General features: G+C 63.3%; 20 protein-coding genes. 2 read left to right on the forward strand and 18 right to left on the reverse strand.

What is annotated here, in order from left to right:
- Positions 1-213: 213 nt before the first annotated feature.
- Entirely contained in the window at positions 214-954 is a 741-nt protein-coding gene (locus OH764_RS00470; RefSeq protein ID WP_498848847.1) for a PepSY-associated TM helix domain-containing protein, read from the forward strand.
- Positions 955-1,006: 52 nt separating this feature from the next.
- Here OH764_RS00470 and OH764_RS00475 read toward each other — a convergent pair whose 3' ends face one another.
- The 16 genes from OH764_RS00475 to OH764_RS00550 all read right to left on the reverse strand — a co-directional run bounded on the left by OH764_RS00475 (position 1,007) and on the right by OH764_RS00550 (position 19,863).
- On the reverse strand, positions 1,007-2,029 hold the full coding sequence (locus tag OH764_RS00475) for an XdhC family protein (RefSeq protein ID WP_498847631.1): 1,023 nt from the start codon (positions 2,027-2,029) through the stop codon (positions 1,007-1,009).
- Positions 2,002-2,610, reverse strand: coding sequence for an SRPBCC family protein (locus OH764_RS00480; protein WP_498847632.1), 609 nt, complete (start codon positions 2,608-2,610; stop codon positions 2,002-2,004). Before OH764_RS00480 ends, OH764_RS00475 begins: the two co-directional genes overlap by 28 nt.
- Complete coding sequence (locus OH764_RS00485) at positions 2,601-3,926, reverse strand: vWA domain-containing protein (protein ID WP_498847633.1); 1,326 nt, start codon at positions 3,924-3,926, stop codon at positions 2,601-2,603. Before OH764_RS00485 ends, OH764_RS00480 begins: the two co-directional genes overlap by 10 nt.
- Before the next feature lie 5 nt (positions 3,927-3,931).
- Positions 3,932-4,819, reverse strand: a complete 888-nt coding sequence (locus tag OH764_RS00490; protein WP_498847634.1) for an AAA family ATPase — start codon at positions 4,817-4,819, stop codon at positions 3,932-3,934.
- Positions 4,820-4,975: 156 nt separating this feature from the next.
- Positions 4,976-5,773, reverse strand: a complete 798-nt coding sequence (locus OH764_RS00495) for an FAD binding domain-containing protein (protein ID WP_498847635.1) — start codon at positions 5,771-5,773, stop codon at positions 4,976-4,978.
- Between the two features lie 22 nt (positions 5,774-5,795).
- Positions 5,796-8,183 carry a xanthine dehydrogenase family protein molybdopterin-binding subunit gene (locus OH764_RS00500; protein WP_088176111.1) on the reverse strand — a complete coding sequence of 796 codons (2,388 nt, stop codon included), beginning with the start codon at positions 8,181-8,183 and terminating at the stop codon, positions 5,796-5,798.
- A 10-nt stretch (positions 8,184-8,193) separates the two neighbouring features.
- Positions 8,194-8,736 carry a (2Fe-2S)-binding protein gene (locus OH764_RS00505; RefSeq protein ID WP_392392764.1) on the reverse strand — a complete coding sequence of 181 codons (543 nt, stop codon included), beginning with the start codon at positions 8,734-8,736 and terminating at the stop codon, positions 8,194-8,196.
- Positions 8,737-8,904: 168 nt separating this feature from the next.
- Entirely contained in the window at positions 8,905-10,296 is a 1,392-nt protein-coding gene (gene bcaP, locus OH764_RS00510) for a branched-chain amino acid transporter BcaP (protein WP_020067217.1), read from the reverse strand.
- A gap of 192 nt (positions 10,297-10,488) precedes the next feature.
- Positions 10,489-11,145 carry a response regulator transcription factor RqpR gene (gene rqpR / locus OH764_RS00515; RefSeq protein ID WP_498847636.1) on the reverse strand — a complete coding sequence of 219 codons (657 nt, stop codon included), beginning with the start codon at positions 11,143-11,145 and terminating at the stop codon, positions 10,489-10,491.
- A 10-nt stretch (positions 11,146-11,155) separates the two neighbouring features.
- Complete coding sequence (locus tag OH764_RS00520) at positions 11,156-12,016, reverse strand: sensor histidine kinase (protein WP_498847637.1); 861 nt, start codon at positions 12,014-12,016, stop codon at positions 11,156-11,158.
- 416 nt (positions 12,017-12,432) lie between these two features.
- On the reverse strand, positions 12,433-13,203 hold the full coding sequence (locus OH764_RS00525; protein WP_020067214.1) for a ferredoxin--NADP reductase: 771 nt from the start codon (positions 13,201-13,203) through the stop codon (positions 12,433-12,435).
- A 579-nt stretch (positions 13,204-13,782) separates the two neighbouring features.
- Entirely contained in the window at positions 13,783-14,748 is a 966-nt protein-coding gene (locus OH764_RS00530; RefSeq protein ID WP_498847638.1) for an ABC transporter permease, read from the reverse strand.
- A gap of 19 nt (positions 14,749-14,767) precedes the next feature.
- Positions 14,768-15,829: an ABC transporter permease gene (locus tag OH764_RS00535; protein ID WP_498847639.1), complete on the reverse strand. Its 1,062-nt coding sequence runs from the start codon at positions 15,827-15,829 to the stop codon at positions 14,768-14,770.
- On the reverse strand, positions 15,819-17,477 hold the full coding sequence (locus OH764_RS00540; RefSeq protein WP_498847640.1) for a sugar ABC transporter ATP-binding protein: 1,659 nt from the start codon (positions 17,475-17,477) through the stop codon (positions 15,819-15,821). The genes OH764_RS00535 and OH764_RS00540 overlap by 11 nt, the downstream gene beginning before the upstream one ends.
- A 192-nt stretch (positions 17,478-17,669) precedes the next feature.
- On the reverse strand, positions 17,670-18,701 hold the full coding sequence (locus tag OH764_RS00545) for an ABC transporter substrate-binding protein (RefSeq protein ID WP_087751714.1): 1,032 nt from the start codon (positions 18,699-18,701) through the stop codon (positions 17,670-17,672).
- Between the two features lie 109 nt (positions 18,702-18,810).
- Positions 18,811-19,863, reverse strand: a complete 1,053-nt coding sequence (locus tag OH764_RS00550; protein ID WP_087751713.1) for a LacI family DNA-binding transcriptional regulator — start codon at positions 19,861-19,863, stop codon at positions 18,811-18,813.
- Positions 19,864-20,207: 344 nt separating this feature from the next.
- Between OH764_RS00550 and OH764_RS00555 the strand changes: the two genes are divergently transcribed.
- On the forward strand, positions 20,208-21,191 hold the full coding sequence (locus OH764_RS00555; RefSeq protein WP_498847641.1) for an aldose 1-epimerase: 984 nt from the start codon (positions 20,208-20,210) through the stop codon (positions 21,189-21,191).
- A 102-nt stretch (positions 21,192-21,293) separates the two neighbouring features.
- Here OH764_RS00555 and OH764_RS00560 read toward each other — a convergent pair whose 3' ends face one another.
- Positions 21,294-22,091 carry an endonuclease/exonuclease/phosphatase family protein gene (locus OH764_RS00560; RefSeq protein WP_317020465.1) on the reverse strand — a complete coding sequence of 266 codons (798 nt, stop codon included), beginning with the start codon at positions 22,089-22,091 and terminating at the stop codon, positions 21,294-21,296.
- Positions 22,092-22,200: 109 nt separating this feature from the next.
- Positions 22,201-22,749: a hypothetical protein gene (locus OH764_RS00565; protein WP_498847642.1), complete on the reverse strand. Its 549-nt coding sequence runs from the start codon at positions 22,747-22,749 to the stop codon at positions 22,201-22,203.
- Between the last annotated feature and the right edge of the window lie 6 nt (positions 22,750-22,755).

Raw genomic sequence — 22,755 nt, forward strand, 5'->3', positions numbered from 1 at the left:
GTGTAATGATAGCCATTCTCAATTGAAGGGCGTCGCCAGCTTCCTGTCACATTTCTCCTCCTCTGTGACTGCCAGCCAGCCTCTCAACAGGACCGCTCTGGACCGCAAGCCGGAGCTGTCCGCTCTCTCCTCAGAAATTCCGTCGCCGCCCGTCTCTGAGCGCGCTCCTGCCTGCGCGCGGTCGGCGGCTTAACCTGCCGTGCCTGGAGCATGATGAACGCGCCTGATTCGATCGATATGAAACCTGCTGCCAATGGCGCTTCGCGATATGTCGCCCATGAACAGCGGCCCGGCCATCATCTGATGGACGACGCCGAGCAGGCGGCACGGCGTCAGCGTTCGCGGCGCGCGAACTTCATCAAGTGGTTGCGCAAAGTGCATGGCTGGGTTGGCTTGTGGGGCGCGGTGCTCGGACTCCTGTTCGGCGCAACCGGCTTCCTGCTGAACCATCGCGCGGGGCCAATGAAGATGTCGACCGGACAACCGCAAGTCGAAGAGTTGCAAATGGCCGTGCCCGAAAAGCCGTTTCATTCGCCGATGGACATGGCGAAGTGGCTCAAGGGCGAACTGAAGATCGACGGCAAGCCTGGCAGGATGAAGCGCGAGCCGGCGCATCCCGTGGCCTGGGGCGATCGCAGCACGATTCAGCCCGAGTTCTGGCAGATTGCGTTCGCCGCGCCCACGCAAAACGTGCAGGCCGAGTACTGGGTCGGCAACGGCTTCGTCGCGGTCAAACGCACGCAGAATTCCTTCCTCGCGACGATGACCAATCTGCACAAGGGCGTGGGCTTGAGCATCGGATGGATGCTGCTGGTCGATACGATCGCCGGCTCGCTGATCCTGCTTTCGCTGACCGGCGTGCTGTTGTGGACCGAACTGAACAAGCGCCGCGTGGTGGGCGTGGTGCTGATCGGCGGATCGGTGATTGCCGCCGTGGTGTGCGGATTGATGTAAGCCGCCGGGCGTCGCGCCAGCCACGTGGCCGAACGCCCAAGCGTCCAGACAACTACGCGCTGCAGGCTTCCCCGCCGGAAGCCGCAATTTCGCGCGCTGCCTTCGCGCCCTCGACCTGCAGCAGCCTCGGCAACGAAACGCCGTTTTTCGCCGCCGTCACTTCGGCGAGAATCGACACTGCGATCTCGGGCGGCGTGCGGCTGCCGATATAAATACCGACCGGCCCATGCAAGCGCGCCAGTTCCGTGTCGCTCAGGTCGAACTCTTTGAGCCGCTCGCGACGCGCCTGATTATTGCGCCTCGAACCCAGCGCGCCGACGTAGAACGCCGGCGTCTTGAGCGCTTCCATCAGTGCGAGATCGTCGAGCTTCGGGTCGTGTGTCAGCGCAATGACCGCGCAGCGCTCGTCGAGTTTCATGTCGAGAACGGTGTCGTCAGGCATGGTCCGCACGATCTTCGTGCCGGGGATGTTCCACTCTTCGGTGTATTCCTCGCGCGGGTCGCAGACCGTCACCTGATAGTCGAGACCCACGGCAATATTGCACAGATAGCGCGACAACTGTCCCGCGCCGATCACGAGCATGCGGTAACGCGGACCGTGAATCGTCAGTAGACGCTGGCCGTCGAAAAGCACGCCATCTGTTGCGAGCGCTTTGCCGAGCCGCGCCTCACCCGAGTTCATGTCCAGTTCACGCGCCACGAGGCGGCCTTCTTCCACGGCATTGCAGAGTTCGGCGATACCGCTTTGCGGCGTCAACGGTTCGAGCACCAGTTGGATCGTGCCGCCACAAGGCAGTCCGAAGCGATGCGCCTCTTCTGCCGAGATGCCGTATTTCACGGCCTCGGGATGCGCCTGCTCGATGCCCCGCTGCCGCACGCGATCGATCAGGTCGTCTTCGATGCAGCCGCCCGACACTGAGCCGACTACGAGTCCGTCGTCGCGCACCGCGAGCATCGCGCCCTCGGGGCGCGGCGACGAGCCCCACGTTTTCACCACCGTCACCAGTAGCGCGCGATGTCCCTCTTCCAGCCAACGTGCACTGGACTTCAGGACTTCGAGATCCACGCTGTCCATGATTTCTTCCTCTTCGTTGCATCGCCGCCGGACCCGCCGTCCGCGGCCTCGGTCGATGCCATATTGTGCCCCTCCGCGTCGGCGGCTGCAGCGCCGCCGGCATCTTCAGCGTTTTCATCGCTGACGGCACCGGCGTCTTCGCCATCGAATCGTGCCCCGAAGCGCTTGAAGAACTCGCCGGCGATCTTGCGCGCCGCCCCATCGACGAGCCGCGAGCCGATCTGCGCGAGCTTCCCGCCGACCTGTGCGTTCGCGGTATAGCTGAGCCTGGTTGCTGCTTCGCCGTCGGCTTCGAGCGTGACGCGGGCGTTGCCCTTGGCAAAGCCAGCCGCGCCGCCCTGGCCTTCGAACACGATGTTGTACGCGTTGGGCGCGTCGATATCGGTCAATTGCATGCGGCCTTTGAAGCGCGCCTTGACCGGGCCGACCGCGGCGCTCAGGACCACCAGGTACGCATTCTCGCCGTCCGGGTCGATGCTTTCGCAGCCCGGAATGCAGGCGCGCAAAACCTCGGTGTCGTTCAGCGCATCCCACGTGCGCTGCTGCGAAACCGGCAGCGTATGAGTTTCGGTCAGTTCCATGGACCTGCTCCTGCGGTTGACGTGGCAGCAACGTCCCGACGCGGCGCGCGCGTGAGTTGCGCGAGGTCGCGGCCGAATGCGGCCAGGCTGTCTAGATTATGAACCGGACGATGGGCGTCGACGTAGGGCAGGATCGCCTGCACGCCGCGTGCCTTCGGAGAAAAGCCGCTGAAACGCAGCAGCGGATTAAGCCATACGATACGGTGCGCGAAGCGGCGCAGACGGGCCATTTCCAGCTGGAGGACGTCGATCGCTTCGTGATCGAGGCCGTCGGTCACGAGCAGCACCGTTGCGCGACCGGTCAACACGCGCCGCGCCCAGCGCCGGTTGAACTCAGCGAGCGCCGCGCCGATTCTCGTTCCGCCCGACCAGTCGACGACCTGTTCGGTGAGCGCGGCAATCGCCACATCCGGATCGCGCTCGCGCAATGCGCGGGTCGCGTTGGTGAGGCGCGTGCCGAACAGAAAAACCTGCAGGCGTTCACGCGACTGCACGAGCGCGTGGCAGAAATACAGCACCGCACGCGAATAGCTGCTCATCGAACCCGAAATGTCGAGCATCAGAACCAGCGGCGGCTTGCGCTCGACCACCGCGCGATATTTCCACACGGTCCAGTCGCCGCCCGCGCGCACCGCCTGCCGCGCGCTCGCGCGCAGGTCCGCATGCGTGCCATGCGACGCGGCCTTGAGGCGGCGTGTCGGCTCCTTCGCAAGCGGCAGACGCTGAGCGCGGATCAGATGGCGCAGCGTGCGCCATTCATCGGCGGAGAGGGTGTCGAAGTCGCGATGACGCAGCCGCTCTTCCGCGCTAAAGGTGACGTGCGCGCGCAAATCCTGTCGCTCGGTTTCCTGCGGGCTGTGCGTATGCGGAGAGGGCGGCGCGCGAACCGCTAGCGCGTCGGCGAGACGGTTGTTGCGTCTGGGCGGCGGAAGGCCGTCGCGGACCTTCGGCAGAAGCAGCGCACGCAGCTTCCCTTCCCAATCCGGATCTCGCCAGAACAGATCGAATGCGGCGTTGAAAAGCTCGCGCTCGTCGGGCGCGGAGACGAGCGATGCGGCTAGCGCTGCGCGCACGTCGTCGCGGCGGCTCAAGTCGATCCAGTGCAACGCGGCGAGCGCATCGACTGCGTGTGCGGGCGACATCGGCAGGCCCGCGCCGCGCAGCACGCGCACGAAATGCACCACATTGCGAGCAAGCGTTGGCGTCGCGGCAGCAAGTGGCGCGGCTGGATCGGCGGCCGCATCTTTCACGCGCTGAGCGCGCGGCGCGTCGTCGGCACCTATGCCGGTCTCGTCTGCGGAGTGTCGCGTCGTCATGCCCGCTATCCCGGCGCGGCGAGACACTGCGCGATCTGATCCGCATCGACACGCGCCAGATCGTCCTGATACTTGAGCAGCACACCTAGCGTGTTCTGCACCGATTGCGGATCGAGTTCCGTGACCGACAGTGCATCGAGCGCACGGCACCAGTCGATTGTTTCGGCGATGCCCGGCGCCTTGAACAGGTCCATGCCGCGCAGGCGGTGCACGAAATCGACCGCGCGCCGCTGCAATTCCGCCGATGTCATCGGTGCACGCGCCGCGACAATTTCAAGCTCGCGATCGCGCTCCGGATAACCGATCCACTGATAGAGGCAGCGACGCTTCAACGCGTCGTGCACTTCGCGCGTGCGGTTCGACGTCATCACGACGAGCGGCGGTTGCGTTGCGCGCACGGTGCCGTACTCGGGAATCGACACCTGGAAGTCGGAGAGCAGTTCGAGCAGGAACGCTTCGAACGGTTCGTCTGCGCGGTCGATTTCGTCGATCAGCAGCACGCGCCGCGCGCCCGGATGATTTTCGTCGGGCATCAGCGCTTGCAACAACGGTCGCTTGAGCAGGAATTCGCCGCGATACAAGGTGTCGTTATCGGGCCGTTGGCCGGCGGCTTCCGCGAGACGCAACGCCATGATCTGCCGCGGATAGTCCCATTCGTACAGCGCGCTCGCCGTGTCGAGCCCTTCATAACATTGCAGCCGCAGCATCGACGTATCGAGCATGCCGGCGGCAGCCTTGGCAAGTTCCGTCTTGCCGACGCCCGGCTCGCCTTCGACGAACAACGGCCGGTCCATACGCAGCGCGAGGTATAACGCCGTCGCAAGCTCGCGGCTCGCGAAGTAGTTTTGAGCGGCGAGTTGCGCGAGGGTGTCGTCGATTGAAACGGGGTGCATGGCGTTCCTGAATCTGCGCGCTGTCTGCTCGTCAAATGCAGCGTCAATGAAACGTGAAGCGCGTTCGTTGCGCGATACAGCATGCGCTGGCGAATGCGAGCGACTGACGTGCGCGAGCTCCACGCTCGACACGTCAGCAGCCAATAGCAAGCAAGACTAAGCGTTTGCCTTCGCCACCGCTCGCGCCGCCAGAACGGGGATCAGATGCGCGCGATACTCGGCGCTTGCGTGCATATCGTCGTTCAGATTCGCCGACGGCACACTGACCGCTCGCGCCGACTCCGGCGTGAAGTTCGCCGACAGCGCGCTTTCCAGTTCGGGCACGCGAAAGACGGACGCCGCCGCGCCCGTCACCGCAACGCGCACACCGCTTGCGAACTTCGCGACGAACACACCGACGAGCGCGAAATGCGAGGCGGGATTGCGGAATTTCTCGTAGGCGGCGCGCTCGGGAACCGGAAATTCGACGGAGACGATCAACTCGTCCGGCTCCAGTGCCGTCTCGTACATGCCGACAAAAAAGTCGCTCGATGCAATGCGACGGCGCTGCGTGACGATGGTTGCGTCCAATCCCATTGCAGCAGCCGGATAGCACGCGGCGGGATCGTTGTTGGCAAGCGAGCCGCCCAGCGTGCCGAGCGCGCGCACCTGGCGGTCGCCGATATGCGCGGCGAGGTCCGCGAGCGCCGGCGACACACGCCGCAACTCGGCGTGCTCGGCGACGTCCGCGTGACAGACGGCCGCGCCGATCGTGACCAGATTTGCGTCGACGGCGATCGACTTGAGCGCGGGAATGCGCGTCACGTCGATCAGTTGCGATGGCTGCGCGAGACGCAGCCGCATGGTGGGCAACAGGCTCTGACCGCCGGCGAGAAACTTGGCATCGCTGTCGGCAGAAATGGCTGCGGCGGCCGCTTGCGGATCCGTCGCGCGTTGATACTCGAATGAATACATGTCGAATGCTCCGCTCAGGGTCTCAATGGGCTGCCTGCTTGGCGGCGTGAATCGCCGACCATACGCGATGTGGCGTTGCCGGCATTTGCAGATCGGTCACGCCCAAGGGCGCGAGCGCGTCGATGATCGCGTTGATCACCGCCGGCGGCGAACCAATCGCGCCAGCTTCTCCGCAGCCTTTGACGCCGAGCGGATTGTGTGTGCACGGCGTGCCCTTCGCGGTTTCCACGGTGAAGTCGGGAAGGTCCGACGCATGCGGCATGGCGTAGTCCATATACGAGCCCGACAGCAGTTGGCCGCTTTCGTTGTCGTACACGCAGCGTTCGAGCATGGCTTGCCCGATGCCTTGACCAAGTCCGCCGTGAACCTGGCCTTCAACGATCATCGGATTGATCACGTTGCCGAAGTCGTCCACAGCGGTGAACTGCTGGATCCGGCATACGCCGGTATCCGGATCGACCTCCACTTCGCAGATATACGCGCCCGATGGATACGTGAAATTGCTCGGATCGTAGAACGCGCTTTCTTCGAGGCCGGGTTCGAGCACGTCGAGCGGATAGTTGTGCGGTACGTAAGCAGCGAGCGAAATTTCGGCGAACGCCTTGGTGCGATCCGTGCCCGCGACTCGGAACACGCCGTCTTTGAACTCGATGTCTTCCGCCGCGGCTTCGAGCAGATGCGCGGCGATTTTCTTCGCCTTGGTTTCGATCTTGTCGAGCGCCTTCATGATCGCCGAGCCGCCCACCGCGATCGAGCGTGAGCCATACGTGCCCATGCCGAACGGAATGCGCCCGGTGTCGCCGTGCACGATCTCGACGCTTTCGAGCGGAAGACCGAGCCGGTCCGCGACCACTTGCGCGAAGGTCGTTTCGTGACCCTGGCCGTGACTATGAGAGCCGGTGAACACGGTGACCGAACCGGTCGGATGCACGCGAATCTGCCCGACTTCGAAGAGGCCCGCGCGAGCGCCCAACGCGCCGGCAATATTCGACGGTGCGAGTCCACACGCTTCGATGTAGCACGAGTAGCCCAAGCCACGCCGCTTGCCGTTCCGTTCGGATTCCTGCCTGCGCGCTTCGAAGCCTTTCACATCGGCGAGTTCGAGCGAGCGCGCGAGGATCGTCTCGTAGTCGCCGGTATCGTAGGTGAGGCCGACCGGCGTCGCATAAGGAAATTCGCGGATGAAATTGCGGCGGCGAATTTCCGCCGGATCGAGCTTCATCTCGCGCGCGGCGGTCTCGACCAGACGCTCTACCACATAGGTCGCTTCCGGACGGCCCGCGCCGCGATACGCATCGACGGGAACGGTGTTGGTGAAAACGGCTTTCACTTCCGCGTAGATCGCGGGTGTCGCGTACTGGCCTGCGAGCAGCGTCGCGTAGAGGATGGTCGGCACACTCGAAGCGAACGTGGACAGATATGCGCCCATGTTCGCGATGGTGTGAATGCGCATGGCGAGAAACTTGCCGTCGGCATCCATTGCCAACTCGGCTTTCGTCACGTGATCGCGGCCATGCGCATCCGACAGGAATGCTTCCGAGCGCTCGGCGGTCCATTTCACGGGACGGCGAATTTTCTTCGACGCCCACGTCAGCGCGACGTCTTCCGCATAGAGGAAAATTTTCGAACCGAAGCCGCCGCCGACGTCCGGCGCGATTACGCGCAGTTTCGACTCGGGCAACGACAACACGAAAGCGGCCATGAGTAGTCGCTCGACGTGCGGATTCTGATTGGCGACGTAAAGCGTGTAGCTGTCGTCCTGCGACGAATAGCTGGCATTCACGGCGCGCGGCTCGATCGCGTTCGGCACGAGGCGGTTGTTGACGATGTCGAGCGTCGTGACATGCGCTGCCTTGGCGAACGCGGCGTCGGTCGCGGCTTTGTCGCCGTGGCCCCAGTTGTAGCAGACGTTGTCCGGCACTTCGTCGTGAACGGCCGGCTGGCCTGCGTCAGCTGCATGCGCGGTATCGACCACAGCGGGGAGAACGTCGTAGTCGACTTCGATCAGTTCGGCGGCATCTTTCGCGGCCTTGATCGAATCGGCGATCACGAGCGCGACCTGATCGCCGACGTGGCGCACTTTCGTATGCGCGATGATCGGATGTGGCGGCTCGTTCATCGGCTTGCCGTCAGTGCTGTGGATCAACCAGCCGCACGGCAGGCCGCCGACGTTTTCCGCAGCCATGTCCGCGCCGGTAAAAATCGCGACCACACCCGGCGACTGCTTCGCCGCGGTCGTGTCGATGCTGTTGATCTTTGCGTGCGCGTGCGGCGAGCGCAGGAACACCGCGTAGGTTTGCTGCGGTAGCAGGATGTCGTCGGTGTACTGGCCGTTGCCGGTCAGGAACCGGTAGTCTTCCTTACGTTCGACGGAAGCGCCGATCAGGCTGTGAGTTTCGGGTGCGTTCATCGTCGGCTCCTCAGGCGGTGGCCGCTGCGTTGGCGTTTGTCGATGCATTCGCATCGGCATTTGCGGTGGCGTTGGCTGTGCCGGAGGACTTCATCCCTTCGGCGCCCTCGAGCACTGCCTTGACGATGTTGTGGTAGCCAGTGCAACGGCAGAGATTGCCGTCCAGTTGGGTGCGCACGTCTTCGCCGGTGAGGTCTGGCTGACGCTGCACGAGCGAGATCGCGCTCATCACCATGCCGGGTGTACAGAAGCCGCACTGCAGGCCGTGACAGTGTTTGAAGGCGGCTTGCATTGGATGCAGCGCGCCGTCTTTGGCGAGGCCTTCAATGGTGGTGATCTGCGCGCCGTCCGCTTGGGCCGCGAGGATATTGCAGGATTTGATTGCGCGGCCGTCGAGGTGGACGGTGCATGCGCCGCATTGGGCCGTATCGCAGCCGACGTGCGTGCCGGTGAGCCGGAGTTGATCGCGAAGGAACTGTACAAGCAGGGTGCCGGGCTCGACTGAAGCGCTGATGGGCGCGCCGTTCACCGTCAGACTGATGCTGATCGCCATGAAGTCGTCTCCTTATGGGGTGAAACCGGACCGTTTTGTTTTTGCCTTCAGCCTGCCTTCATGGGCCCGATTAGGGTGCTGCGGTTTTTATGAGTCTGCCGAAAAGTAAAGCACAAATCGGGCGGGCGCGCTATGAGGGGTTTTTTGCCCGCCCTCAGCAACCACCCGTTACCTGGCCAGATGCGACCGCCGCCGCGAGTACCCGAAATAAATCACCATTCCGATCAGAAGCCACACTACAAAAGCGACCCACGTCACGGCTTGCAGATTTGCCATCAAAAACACGCACGACGCGACAGCGAGCACCGGCACCACCGGCACACCCGGGCAGCGAAACGCCCGTGGCAGTTCAGGATGCGTCTTACGCAAGACGAGAACCGCAATCGACACCATCGAGAATGCGGCGAGCGTGCCGATGTTGATCAATTCGGCCAGCACATTCAGCGGCACGAGCGCCCCAATCAGCCCGAAGAAAATGCCGACGAGCCATGTGGTGAAAAACGGCGTCGCAAAGCGCGGATGCACGCGCGAGAGCCGCGCGGGCAGCAAGCCGTCGCGCGACATCGCGAAGATCACGCGGGTCTGGCCGTAAGCCATCACGAGAATCACCGTGAGCATGCCGAGCACCGCACCAAGGTCGATAAAGCCCGCCACCCACTTTTGCCCCGCCACCTGCAAAGCGTACGACACCGGATGTGAAATGTTCGCGAACTGCGCCGACGGCACGATGCCGGTCACGACCGCCGCCACCGCCACGTACAACACCGCGCACACGCCGAGCGACGCAATGATGCCGATGGGCAGATCGCGCTTCGGGTTTTTGACCTCTTCGGCGGCGGACGACACCGAGTCGAAGCCGATGAACGCAAAGAACATCACCGCAGCCGCGCCGAACACGCCGTTCCAGCCATTCGGCATAAACGGATGCCAGTTGGCCGGCGTCACGTGAAATACGCCCACGGCGATCACCAGCAGCACCACGACCACCTTGATCGCGACCATGATGTTGTTGATCCGCGCGGATTCGCGCACGCCCACCGACAACAGGGCGGTAATCGCCATCATTACGAGGAACGCGGGCAGATTAAAGAGCGTTTCGTGGCCTGGCAGCGCCCCGGGCGCCGCCGTCAGCGCGACCGGCAGCGACACGCCAAAGCCCGACAGCAGCGATTGCAAGTACCCCGACCAGCCAACGGACACGGCCGAGGTTGCGAGCCCATATTCGAGCATCAAATCCCAGCCGATGATCCACGCGGCCAGTTCGCCCAGCGTCGCGTACGAATAGGTGTAGATGGAGCCCGCGACCGGAATGGTCGACGCGAACTCGGCATATGCCAGCGCGGCAAAGCCGCAGGCCACGGCGGCGATCAGAAACGAGACCATCAGCGCAGGGCCGGCCTGCACGGCGCCCGTGCCCGTGAGCACGAAAATGCCGGTGCCGATGATGGCGCCGACGCCGAGAAACGTGAGATCGAGCGCGCCGAGCGCTTTTTTCAGGCCGGCATTCTGAGCGCTCGTCGCGATCATGTGCTCGACGCTCTTTTTGCGGAAGAGGGACATTGGCGGGGGTCTCCAGTAGTGCACGCGCGTCGCGCGCCGAATGTCGGGGAAACCCGCAATTTTAGCGGATGCGCGCCCTATGCACCTTTTTGGGACGCGCTATTGGACTGGCGTGATCGCCGGTTAATTTTTGGACGTCGGAGTGGCGACGAAAGCGATAGTGAAGCGGCAAGAGCGATAACAAGCCGCGGTTCAGCCCGCCATCGCTGGATTGAGGTCGACGAGGCGGTTGCTCATCACGTAGAAAGTGAGTTCCGCGTTGTTGCGCAGCTTCATCTTTTCGAGCAGACGGGTGCGATACACGCTCACCGTTTTCACCGACAGCGACAGTGCTTCGGCGATGTCAGTCAGCCGTTTGCCCGAAGCGAGCATGCACAGCGTCTGGTATTCACGGTCGGAGAGCTTTTCGTGCGGCAACTGTTCGCCGTCGAACGAGACGTAATCGGCCAGCGCCTCCGCCATCGCCGGGCTCACGTACTTGCGGCCCGCAGCGACCTGCTGGATCGCGCCGATCATCTGCGCGGCGTCGACGGTCTTCGACAGATAGCCCGCGGCGCCGGCCTTCAGGGCGCGCACCGCATACTGATCCTCGCGGTACATCGAGAACATCAGCACCGCCACCCGCGGTGCCGTGCGTTTCAGGCGCTTGAGTACTTCCACGCCGTTCATGTCCGGCAGCGAAATGTCGAGCAGCACCACGTCGTAGTTCTGGCCGGCGACGGCATTGAGCGCTTCTGCGCCGGTTTGCGCCTCGGTGACCTCGCGGGCCACGCCGCGATCGACCAGTAATTGACGCACGCCCTGGCGGACCACGGCGTGATCGTCGGCGAGCAGGATGCGCAGACTCATGACGGCTCGCTCACAATTGCACCGCGCGCAGTCCGGCGGCGTGCCCGTCGACGAGCATCGCGTCCCACGCGAAGCGCGCACGCACGAGCGTGCCGCGCGAGTCTTCGCCGCCGGTACCGCGCGAACCATCGTTCTTGTCGCGCCGCGCAGTCACGCGCAGCGAGCCGTCGAAGGTGGCGCAACGCGCCTTCATTCCGCTCAAGCCGAAATGACCATTGCGCCGCTGGGCGTTGCGCGAAACGCCGATTCCGTCGTCGCTGACTATCAGCGTGAGATGACGGCGGCTTGTCTCGATGCGCACGTCGGCGGATTGGGCGCGCGCATGTTTGGCGATGTTGTTCAGTGCTTCCTGCGCGACGCGAAACACGGCTAGCGCCGCGTCGCCGGGTAGCCGTGTGATACGGACGTCGGCGGCGCAGACGAAGCTCGTGCGCAACTGCGTGCGCGCGGCGAAATCACCGGTCCATTGCGAAAGCGCGCCGACGATGCCCGCTTCCAGCGCCGGTGCGTGTAGTTCCGCCACAGCCTGACGCGTTGCGGTGCAGACGGCGTCGAGCGAACGGTTCGCGACGGCGAGCGCGGCCGAGCATTGTGCCGGAGCGTCGGCGGGTAGCCATGTCTCCACGCCGGCGAGCGCAAAGCGCGTGGCGGTCAACTCGGCGCCCACGCCGTCGTGCAGCTCGCGCGCAACATGGCGGCAAGCCGCTTCCTGCGCCCTGACGAGTTCCGTGGAAAGTTCACGCACCCGAGCGCGAAGCCGCGCCAGTTCGCGCTCAGCCGACTTAGCGGTTATACCGCTCGCGTCGAAACCGTCGCGCAGCAACGGCGTCGGCGAATGGGCGGTTAATCGGACGACAGTCGACGTATCCATGACTTTCTCTCAGCAAGCGGCGCGGACAACGACAGAGTGGCGCATCGGCGCCGCGAAAACGAAAGAATGCATAAGGTCTCAGTACACCCGGACGGCCCGTATTGGAAAAGCGCGAGGCGAATTCACTACCGCAAACGTAACGAAATTTACATTCAGTAACAAGCGGGGCGCACCATGAGCCACAACAAAATCGACCGTCAGTGCGCCGCGATCATATCTTAAAAAGAGGAACAATACAGGCGCACCAAGGGTTAGCGCGAATATCAGGAGCAACGGTTGCCCTTGGTCACTGGCGCTTTTGTAGGAAGAATTCCGACATTAAACGTCAACTGTGTGACGCCCAATTGTAACCGCGAAAAAAAAGGAGCCAGAAGGCTCCTTTTGCGCGAGTTGCGGCGTAGGCCGCGGTAATCGGCTTAACCGACGAACGCTTTTTCCACCACGTAATGGCCCGGCGCATTGTTGCTGCCTTCCTGGAAGCCGAGGTCGTCGAGCAGTTTGCGCGTGTCGCGCAGCATGTGCGGGCTGCCGCAGAGCATCACACGGTCGTCTTCGAGCGAGAAGCCGGGCACGCCGAGGTCGGCGAACAGCTTTTCGGTTTCGATCAGTTCGGTAATACGGCCACGGTTCTGGAACGGTTCACGCGTGACGGTGGGGTAATACAGCAGCTTTTCCTGCACCAGTTCGCCGAGGTGCTCGTGCGCCGGCAGGTGGTCGGTGATGTATTCCTTGTACGCCAGTTCGTCGACGAAACGGCAGGTGTGCGTGAGAACCACGCGCTCGTAACGGTCGTAGATGTCCGGATCTTTGATGATCGACATGAACGGCGCGAGGCCCGTACCCGTGGACAACAGCCACAGCGTCTTGCCCGGCAGCAGGTTGTCGGCCATCAACGTGCCGACCGGCTTTTTGCCGATCAGCACCTGGTCGCCCACCTTCAAATGCTGCAAACGTGACGTGAGCGGGCCGTCCTGCACCTTGATGCTCAGGAATTCGAGATGTTCTTCGTAGTTCGCACTGGCGAGGCTGTAAGCGCGGATCAGCGGCTTGCCGTCGACTTCGAGGCCCACCATCGTGAACTGGCCGTTTTCGAAACGGAACGACGGATCGCGCGTGCAGGTGAAGCTGAAAAGCGTATCGGTCCAGTGATGGACGCTCAGGACGGTTTGTGAATTGAGGTTGCTCATGGCTTCTTGGATAGTGCGAAAACAAAGGCGGCCAGTCGTTCGAGCCGGCCGGCACGGCAAGGGCGATGCTGCGCTCACCCGCGAACGGGAAGTGCACGCAATCCATTATTTTACCGCGCCCGCAGCTGGTGGGCCGTGGCGCGGGCGATAGGGCGCGACAAATACAGAGACAAGCGCCGCCAGGAGCGCGGCCAAAAGCATTGCGGCTGGCACTGATACAGCAGTCCAGGCGACGGTTAGCGGCCTGCGGTCATCAAGCGGATTACTGGTTTGAAAGCGCCCGCGCCGCATCTAAGTGCGATCGGCGGCGGGAAAAACTGGCGTGATGGTAGCCGCGCTTCACCACGGGTACGGCGATGGGCGAAAGCCGCGCAGGGCGGTCGCCATTGGCTGCCGGATCGCGCCGGGTAGGTGCGCCGCGCGGCCAACATTTTCGGGATAATACCGAAACCTGCCGTGCGGCGCAGCATAGACCCTGCCGATAAAGCAGGCAAACGCGCCAGAAAAAAGCCGCGTGGAGCGGCCTCGCGGCAGCCCGGCGCGGCTGGGGGCGCCGCGCTCTAGCCAGTCACCCGTCGCCTAACTCTGCGCGGCTGCGTCCATCCTCTTGTTGCCCCGCTGCTTCAACACTCTTGCTTGCAAAACGATGACGAGCAGCAGAAACACGCCTCGAATCACCGATTGCCAGTACGCCGACAGGCTGATGAACCCGAGGCCGTTCTCAAAGTTCAGCAGATTGAACACGAGGCCGAGCAACAGCACGCCGGCAATCGTCATCGCAATCGAGCCTTCTCCGCCCGTGAGCAGCGTGCCGCCGAGCACCACTGCGGAGATCGCGAACAACTCCCAGCCGACGCCCTCGTTCGGCTGCCCTGCGCCGAACTGCGCGGCCAGGATCACGCCCGCCATGCCGGCGAGCAGGCCGCTGACCGCATAGGCCATGACGAGCGTGCGGTCCACGTTCAGGCCCATTAGCCGCGCCGCTTCCTCGCTTCCACCAATGGCGAGCGAATGCCGCCCGAAGCGCGTGCTGCGCAGCGCAAGCCAGCCGGCCCCGGCGACCAGCGCGGCGACGATGCCGGGAATCGGCAAGCCGAACAGATCGCCTTGGCCGACGTTGGCAAAATTTGAATCCGAGGCTATCGACACTGCATCGTTCTTGCCGAGCAGCAGCGCGACGCCGTGTGCGCCGAGGCTCGTCGCGAGCGTCACGATGAAGGGCAGAATTTTCAGCCGCGTGATGATGACTCCGTTCAGCACGCCGACTGCAAGCCCGGCCGCGCAACCCGCGACCACGGCGACCCAGCCTCCGTGCGCGCTCGCCAGTGCCGCCACGACGCTCGACATGGCCGCGACCGTTCCCACGGACAGGTCGATGCCACCCGTGATGATCACGAACGCCATGCCGACCGAGATCAGCGCGAACATCGAGTTGTAACGCCAGAACGAAGTGATGTTGTACGCCGACGCGAAATGCTCGTAGCGCACCAGGCCGAGCACGACGAGCGCAACCAGCGCGAGCAGGATAGGCAGATTCTTTTTCATCGCGATAAGGTTCCTGGCGTTAGCGCGAGCGCCGCTGCACGTACACCGCGGCGACGATAATGCCGGCCTTCACCACCAGCGCGGCTGCATCGGGAATGCCGTGCGCGAGCAACGTGTAGCGCAGCAACTGGATGATCAACGCGCCGACCAGCGTGCCGCCGATAAACGCCTTGCCGCCGGTCAGCGCCGTGCCGCCCACCGCCACCGCGGCGATCGCATCGAGTTCGATGCCGAGCCCGACCACGTTCGCATCCGACGAAGAATTAACGGAGATCGAAATCAGCCCGGCCAGTCCGGCCAGCGCCGCACACAACGTGTAGGCGATCAGCTTGACGCTCGCCGTCGGCACGCCCGACAGATAAGCCGCCTTCTCGTTGCCGCCGGTGATCAGCAGATACTGACCAAACAGCGTCTTACGCACGATCCACGCGAATGCGACCACCAGCGCGAGCATGAGGAGCACCTGGAACGGCACGCCCGCGACCTTGCCAAGCGCAATCCATTGGAAGGCCGGCGTGTTGAACGCCTGCAGGCTGCCGTCGGTGACGACCTGGGCAATGCCGCGTCCGGCGATGAAGAGGACGAGCGTCGCGACAATCGGTTGAACGGCAAGCCTTGTTACCAGCAGTCCGTTGAAGACACCGCACAACGCCGCGGCCAGCACCGGCAGTACAAACGCCAGCGCGATGCCGCCGGGTCCGGGTATGTTGAGGAAGAGCATCGGTGCGAGCGCGCCCGAGATGGCCATGGACGCGCCGACCGACAAATCGATGCCGCCTGTCGCGACCACCAGCGTCATGCCGATGCCGACGATCACGATCGTCACCACCTGCGTGAGGTTCACGTTGAACGTCTGTAGCGACCAGAAATGCGGCGTGAAGATCAGGTTGAACAGCACCATCGCGAGCAGCACGATCACTTCTCGTTGCATCGCGAGGCGCCGCCAGTTGCGCACGCCGGTGGCTTGGGAAGCCGACGAACTTGCCTGCTCAGGCGACGCTTCGCTGCCGGTTTGCGGTCTGGCTTCCTGCCCTGCCTGCGGCTCGCTTTGCAAAGACTCCGTGTCCAGCTTAAACGCCATGACGGTCGCCCTCCAGCGCGTCTTCGATATGGGCGGCATTCGCCGTCTGCGTCTGCGCCGCTTCGGCCAGTTGCGAACTGCTGTCGCCGCCGTAGGCAATGGCGTCCATGATCGCGCTCTCGCTCATTTCGGCGCCGTTCAGTTCCGCGACGGTCCGGCCGTCGCGAATCACGACCGCGCGGTCGGCCACCGCCGTCAACTCTTCCAGTTCCGAAGCGGACATGAGCACGGCGAGTCCCGCGTCGCGCAACTCGCGCACGATCTTCGCGACGTCCGCCTTCGCACCCACGTCGATGCCGCGCGTCGGTTCGTCGAGCAGCAGAAGCGACGGCTCGGCGGCGAGCCAACGCGCAAGCAGCACTTTCTGCTGATTACCGCCCGACAGTTCGCGGATCGGTTGATCGGCGGAGCGCAGCTTGATGCCGAGCGACGCAATGAAGCGATCGACAATCGCCTGCTGTTTCTTCACATCGACGATGCCGTTTCTCGTCAGCGTGCGCAGACAGACGAGGGTGAGGTTGTCGCGCACCGACAGTTCCGGGACGATGCCTTCGGCCTTGCGGTCTTCGGTCAGATACGCGAGACCGCGCGCGATTGCGTCTTGCGGCGATTTCAGCGTCACCGTTGCACCGTCGACCGAAACCGACCCGCGTTCCAGCGGATCGGCGCCGAACATCAGCCGCATGGTTTCGGTACGCCCTGAACCGAGCAGGCCCGCCAGACCCACGGCTTCGCCCGCATGCACTTCGAGCGAGACGTCGCCCACTTTCGGATGCGCGCCGAGATCGCGCGCGGCGATGGCCTGCTTGCCGCGTCGTGCGAGATTCGCTTCGCGTGCCGCGGGATCGTCGTGGACGACGGCAGCGAGCGTACGGCCGAGCATCGTCGTCACGAGTTGCAGCTTGTCCATCTCCGCCATCGTGCTTTGCGCAACGGTCTGACCGTCGCGCATCACCGTGACGCGGTCGCACAGCGCATACAGTTCGTCCAGCCGATGCGACACGAAAATCACCGCCCGCCCATCGTCACGCAGCTTGCGCACCACGGTGAATAGCAACTCCACTTCGCGTTCGTCGAGCGACGAAGTGGATTCGTCCATGATGACCATCTTCGCGTCGGAAGAAACGGCGCGCGCAAGCGCGACCATTTGCTGAATGGCAGTCGAATAGCGACCCACCGGTCTCTTCACATCGATATGCAAGCCGAACGAGTCGAGTAGTGCGGCGGCGCGATGCTGCACCGTGCGCCAATCGATCAGACCGAAGCGGCGCGGCTCGCGGCCAAGAAAAATGTTCTCGGCCACCGAGCGGAACGGCACCAGGTTGATCTCCTGATAGATCGTGCTGATACCGGCTTCGCGCGCCTGCTTCGGTGTGCGGAAATCGACTTCGCGGCCCTCGAAGCGCACGCTGCCCGAGCCGCGCCGATAAGCGCCGGTCAGGATCTTGATCATGGTGGATTTGCCTGCGCCGTTCTGGCCGATCAGCGCGTGCACTTCGCCCGCCGCGACGCTGAGATTCGCGCCGCGCAACGCGGGCACACCACCGAAGCTGATGCCGATGTCCTGCATCTCGAGCAGCAGCGGACGTGTAACTGGAGACTGCGAAGGCTGCGGGGAGTGCGGCGTGTGCATGCCGGATTGCGTCACAGGTGTCCTCCTGATGCGCGTACAACGCTCGGCGCTTTGCGCCTGACCATCTTACGCTGCATAAAAGCGAAGCGACGGTCCGTGGTTCACGGGCGCGTCGCTTCGAACCCTTCCGTCATCCGCTTGCAGAGGAGACTGCTTCAAGCCGGAGACTTCTTGCTGCCTGGTTGGCGAGCTTCGCCAGCAACACGGTCAGTAGCCGTATTGCATGCTCTGCTGCACGTTGCTCTTGTCGTAGAAACGGTCCGACACCTTGACCCAGGTTGGGATCTTTTCACCTTTCGCATAACGCTGAGCGACGTCGCAGGCGAGCGGCCCGAAGAACGGGCTCGACTGCACGCTCGCGCCCAGTTCGCCGGCGGCGATGGCGTCGAGTCCGCCCTTGGTGCCGTCGATGGTGACGATCTGGATGTCTTTGCCAGGCTGCTTGCCCGCCGCCTTGATCGCGGCGATCGCGCCGAGCGCCATCTCGTCGTTGTGTGCGTAGACGGCGGTGACGTCCGGATGGGCCTGAAGCAACGTTTCCATCACTTGACGGCCTTTGTCGCGCGCGAAGTCGCCGCTCTGCGACGCGATGATCGTCATGCCCGGATTCTTCGCGATGATTTCGTCGAAGCCCTTCTTGCGATCGTTCGCGGCGGACGCGCCTGTCGTGCCTTCGAGTTCGATGATCTTCGCCTTGCCGCCCGTTGCCTTGACGAGCCAGTCTGCGGCGCGATGACCCTGATCGATGAAGTCGGAGCCGATAAACGTGATGTAGTCGCGGCCCGCGACGGCCACCGACTGATCGACGTTACGGTCGACCAGAATCACCGGAATGCCGGCCTTTTTCGCCTGCAGCACGACGGGTGCAAGCGGCTTCTCTTCACGCGGCGGGAAAACCAGCAGATCGACGTGCTGCGCGATCATGCTTTGAATGTCGGACACCTGCTTGGAGTTCGAGCCGTTGGCGTCGGTCATCACGAGCTGCCAGCCGCATTTCGCGGCCACTTCCTTGAAGCTGCGTGTTTCCGCGAGGCGCCACGGGTTATTGCTTTCGGTCTGCGCGAAGCCGACCTTGAGCGGAGTCTTGCCGGGCAGTTTCGGCAACGCGTCGTCCGCGTGCGCCGCGATCGCACCAAGACCCGCGCCGAGACCGACTGCCAGAGCCAGCAGTGAACCCGCCAGCGGACGAATCTTCTGCGTGCGCGCATTCCTGCGCGCCTCTTTGTTGAGCAACGCCATGTCTTCCTCCAGTACCTGGTGAGGTGTATTTTGCTTTTTGATTTTGCTTTCGCCCGACAACTTTGCCACGACCGGACGCGTCGATTATTTCACCGTGAATTATTATCGGTCAATCACTAATAATATTAGTCATGGGATTTTTCGCCTCGGTAATTACCCGCACTGAAGCACGTTCGACGAGCGGTCCGTCGAGCTTCACCATGCGGTGCCGCACCGGTGCGCCGGCTGCCCGGTTGTGCTCTTCCTGAAGCAGCGTTTCGACGGCCCAACGTCCCAGTTCGTAGTTCGGCAGCACGACCGTGGATAGCGGCGGATGCGTATGGCGAGCAATTTCCTGGTCGTCGTAGCCCAGCACGGAGACGTCATCGGGAACGCGGAGGCCGAGCTGCTTCAGCGCTTCGATCGCGCCGATCGCGGTCAGGTCGTTCGCGCAGAAAATCGCTGTCGGCGGATTGGGTTCGCGCATCAGCGAAAGCGTCAGCTCGAAGCCGAGTCCAGAACTCCAGTCGCCGTCGCGGACCAGTTCGGGTGCGTACGGCAGATCGGCCGTCGCCAGCGCGGTGCGATAGCCTTTGAGCCGGTCTTTCGACGCATCCTGCCACGGCTCGCCGTTGATATAGCCAATTCGCCGATGCCCCGCTTGCAGCAGATAGTCGGTGGCCAGATGACCGCCCGCGACTTCGGCCGGCACGACCGACGAAAAGCCGCTGTCGCCCGTGTAGCAGTTCAGCAGCACGGTCGGCACGCGAGAGAGCGCGGCGGGCGGCGTCACCTTGCGCGTATAGACGGTCGCGTAAATTACGCCGAGCACATGCGGGTTCGACAACGTTGTGTCGAGCACCTGCTTTTCGATGTCGGCGTTGCCGTGCGTCGAATAGACCGCCAGCATCTTGCCGCTCGCGTAGGCCGCGTCACGGGCGCCGTCAACATTAACGACTGGATGCGGGCTCGTGGAGATTTCGTCGGCGAGATAGACGATCAGATTGCGTTCGTCGCTCGAAGCCGCGACCGGCGCGCGCGGTGCAAGCCGGTAGCCGAGGTCGTGCGCGGCCTTGAGAATCTTCTTGCGGGTATTCTCGGAAAACTTCGCGCCGGTCGCGTTGTTGAGCACCAGTGAGACAGTCGATTGCGACACGCCAGTGAATTTGGCGATGTCGGTCATGGTGGGACGGCGTTGAGTCGATTTTTTCATTGTGCGGGCCGCGCGGCAGCGGCGCTAAAGCGAAGACATGCTGAACATTCCGTGCTGACGGTACCACTAATAATATGCGCCCGGCAACGCGCGCTAACCCGTCATGACGGGCGCAGGTGGGAGGGAGTTTCGCTGTGGTTGAAGGCGGTATTATTACTAATAATATTGACCGACGCGTCGTGGCGTGCGATTCTGCGACGCGCGGACCTTGATCCGCACGGACCGTGCAGAGCGCGCGGTACATCGACGCCAACAGCGTCCGCGCTGTAGCCGTTAGCTGTCTTCGCGCGATGCCACGTTTTCTCTCTCTCCACATGCCCAACGTTTCCGCCAATCCGAAGTTACCTGTTGCAACCGAACTGGCCTGGCTCGACGATCGTTCCATCGCGCCGGAGCTTGTCACGCTGACGGCCGGCACGCTGCGGCTCGTGGTCGCGCCTGCGATTGGCGGCGCGCTGGCTGCTTTCTACGAGAGCACGGCGAACGGTCCGCTGCACTGGATGCGGCCTGCTTCGCATGCCGCTTTCACCGAGCAGGACCCGTTGCGCATGGCGAGTTTTCCGCTCTTTCCGTACTGCAACCGGATTCGCGATGCGCGCTTCGGATTCGACGGCGCCATAGTCGATCTCAGCGGTAACGACCCGCGCTTTGCGCACGCGCTGCATGGCAATGCGTGGCGACGTCCGTGGCAAGTTGCCGTGCTCACGCCAAATTCGGTGGATCTGCATTTCGAGCACGAACCCGATTCGCGCATTGCCGGCGATTGGCCATTCCGGTATCGCGCGCGGCAGCGGATCGAACTCAGCGATCAGGCGTTGCGCATCACGCTGTCGGCGCAAAACCTGTCGGGGCGGGCAATGCCGTTCGGCATGGGACACCATCCTTACTATCCGCGCACGCGGCAAACGCGCATCTACGCCGATGTATCGGCGATGTGGCACGCCGACGCTCAAGTGCTGCCGACGCATCTTGGTCAGCATCCGGCTGTCGATGCATTGCGCTGCGACGGTCTCTCTGCGGATGCTTTCGATCTGGACAACAACTTCGCAAACTGGGCGCGCGAAGCGACGATCGCATGGCCCGACGAAAGCCGTCAATTGACGATGACCGCCGACGCGCCGTTCGACCATATGGTGATTTTTGCGCCCGCCGACGACTCGCAGCTATGTGTCGAGCCGGTGACGAACACGACCGATTGCTTTAACGCGTCCGGTCCGCGTGAGCATGTGGGCGGCTGCGTGCTGCAACCGGGCGAGGAACTCTCGGCTACGGTGACGTGGACGCCTAAACGGATGTAGCCGCTTGGGGCGTGGAGTCCGTCGGAATCTCCTACACCTGCTGCGGTAAAGAAAAGGGGCGGTCGCACCGCCCCTTACAACTTCCATTTCACTTTCGCGCCGTCATTCGACGCGCAGCCGCGCCATGTACGGCAGGTGATCGGAAAGCCACGCGGTCTCCTGCGTCGGTTGAATCCACTCAATCGGCTTCATGCCGCGGATGAACATCTTGTCCAGCGCGAGGGCTGGCGAAAAAGCCGGGAAGGTGCGGCCGGATTCGCCGAGCAGCGTCGCGACTTCGTGCAGGCCATGTTCGCCGAAAAGCGGCACCGAGTCGTTGCGCCAGTCGTTGAAGTCACCGGCCAGCACGAGTGGCCCGTCCGGCGCTTCTTTCGCGATCCAATGGGCGATCCAGTTCATCTGACGCAAGCGCGCCGAGCGCGTAAGGGCAAGGTGCGCGCACAACAAGGTGACCGAGTGCCCGCCGAACGTTGCGCGCGCGACAAGCAGGCCGCGTTTCTCAAAGCGATGCGCGGAGATGTCCCAGCGTCCGCCGAGATCGAGCGGATGCGGCGACAGGATTGCATTTCCGTGTCGCCAGGACGGTTTGAAGACGTTCGGCCCGAGCGCGATTTCGAGTTGGAGCGCCCGCGCGATTTCGGTGGCCTGGCAATGCCAGACGTCGCTTAGCGGATCGGCAACCGGTGCGCCGAAACTGCTCCCCAGCACGGGCGACGGCATGCGCCGCGCCATGGCTTCCTGGAGAAAATAGGCGTCGGCTTGAGTCGACTGAACCCAGCGCTGCATGGCCTGCCAGGCCTGAAAGCCGAGCGGCGTTCTCCCTTTGTGAAGGTTCCAGCTCACCGCCACAAAATCTTTGGGTGCTGTGCTTTCGCGGATCAATTCTTCGGGGTTTCGCATGCCGCGTTATCCACGTGTTCTGTTTTCGGGGCTTTGATTATTCGTGCGTTGTTCAAACAACGTGCAGGTTGGCTCTTCAGCTTCGCTTTTCAACCCTTCGCCTAGCCGCTCAGTTCGCGGCGTTCGCGTCACTTGCGCCACTCGCGGCACTCGTGCCTGTCGCCCCGCTTGCCCCGTTAGTCAGGCTCGCGCGGACGCGATAGACCAGGTTCGGATCTTTGGCGACGATCGTCCAGCTTGCCATTTGACCCGCTGCCACTTTCAGACCCGGGTGGCTCGCGCTCACCTGACGCGGCTGCGGCGGCAGTTTGCAGCCGGTGTCCGTTTGCCGCGCGGCGGAGTCCTCGAAAGTTTCCTGCGCCTCGATGGACAGCGTGACCTCGTTACTGTCCGCCTGCAATGGCGACACGGTTAGCGTCCGGGCGAGGTCGATGCTGCCGGCCGGCCGATCCTTGCAGCCGACGTTATGCTGAACGACTTTGTGATGCGTATCCGTGCGCGCCTGGCCAACCGTGGTGGTGCCTTCGAACGTGTCGATCTGTTGACCGTCGCTTAGTACTTGCAGCTCCCATTGAACGACCGGCTGTGGCGGGCGTTGCTGCGCCTGTGCGAGCAACGAAGTGCCAAGCAGCACGGCCACGATACTGGTTTTCCACATAAAGCA

Origin of the sequence: Burkholderia sp. M6-3, assembly GCF_050858985.1 — a bacterium.
Lineage (GTDB): Bacteria > Pseudomonadota > Gammaproteobacteria > Burkholderiales > Burkholderiaceae > Paraburkholderia > Paraburkholderia caledonica.

Excerpts from the sequence above, each read along its gene's own strand:
- OH764_RS00470 (WP_498848847.1), top strand. The coding sequence starts at position 214 with ATGAACGCGCCTGATTCGATCGATATGAAACCTGCTGCCAATGGCGCT.
- OH764_RS00475 (WP_498847631.1), bottom strand. The coding sequence starts at position 2,029 with ATGGACAGCGTGGATCTCGAAGTCCTGAAGTCCAGTGCACGTTGGCTG.
- OH764_RS00480 (WP_498847632.1), bottom strand. The coding sequence starts at position 2,610 with ATGGAACTGACCGAAACTCATACGCTGCCGGTTTCGCAGCAGCGCACG.
- OH764_RS00485 (WP_498847633.1), bottom strand. The coding sequence starts at position 3,926 with ATGACGACGCGACACTCCGCAGACGAGACCGGCATAGGTGCCGACGAC.
- OH764_RS00490 (WP_498847634.1), bottom strand. The coding sequence starts at position 4,819 with ATGCACCCCGTTTCAATCGACGACACCCTCGCGCAACTCGCCGCTCAA.
- OH764_RS00495 (WP_498847635.1), bottom strand. The coding sequence starts at position 5,773 with ATGTATTCATTCGAGTATCAACGCGCGACGGATCCGCAAGCGGCCGCC.
- OH764_RS00500 (WP_088176111.1), bottom strand. The coding sequence starts at position 8,183 with ATGAACGCACCCGAAACTCACAGCCTGATCGGCGCTTCCGTCGAACGT.
- OH764_RS00505 (WP_392392764.1), bottom strand. The coding sequence starts at position 8,736 with ATGGCGATCAGCATCAGTCTGACGGTGAACGGCGCGCCCATCAGCGCT.
- bcaP (WP_020067217.1), bottom strand. The coding sequence starts at position 10,296 with ATGTCCCTCTTCCGCAAAAAGAGCGTCGAGCACATGATCGCGACGAGC.
- rqpR (WP_498847636.1), bottom strand. The coding sequence starts at position 11,145 with ATGAGTCTGCGCATCCTGCTCGCCGACGATCACGCCGTGGTCCGCCAG.
- OH764_RS00520 (WP_498847637.1), bottom strand. The coding sequence starts at position 12,016 with ATGGATACGTCGACTGTCGTCCGATTAACCGCCCATTCGCCGACGCCG.
- OH764_RS00525 (WP_020067214.1), bottom strand. The coding sequence starts at position 13,203 with ATGAGCAACCTCAATTCACAAACCGTCCTGAGCGTCCATCACTGGACC.
- OH764_RS00530 (WP_498847638.1), bottom strand. The coding sequence starts at position 14,748 with ATGAAAAAGAATCTGCCTATCCTGCTCGCGCTGGTTGCGCTCGTCGTG.
- OH764_RS00535 (WP_498847639.1), bottom strand. The coding sequence starts at position 15,829 with ATGGCGTTTAAGCTGGACACGGAGTCTTTGCAAAGCGAGCCGCAGGCA.
- OH764_RS00545 (WP_087751714.1), bottom strand. The coding sequence starts at position 18,701 with ATGGCGTTGCTCAACAAAGAGGCGCGCAGGAATGCGCGCACGCAGAAG.
- OH764_RS00550 (WP_087751713.1), bottom strand. The coding sequence starts at position 19,863 with ATGACCGACATCGCCAAATTCACTGGCGTGTCGCAATCGACTGTCTCA.
- OH764_RS00555 (WP_498847641.1), top strand. The coding sequence starts at position 20,208 with ATGCCCAACGTTTCCGCCAATCCGAAGTTACCTGTTGCAACCGAACTG.
- OH764_RS00560 (WP_317020465.1), bottom strand. The coding sequence starts at position 22,091 with ATGCGAAACCCCGAAGAATTGATCCGCGAAAGCACAGCACCCAAAGAT.
- OH764_RS00565 (WP_498847642.1), bottom strand. The coding sequence starts at position 22,749 with ATGTGGAAAACCAGTATCGTGGCCGTGCTGCTTGGCACTTCGTTGCTC.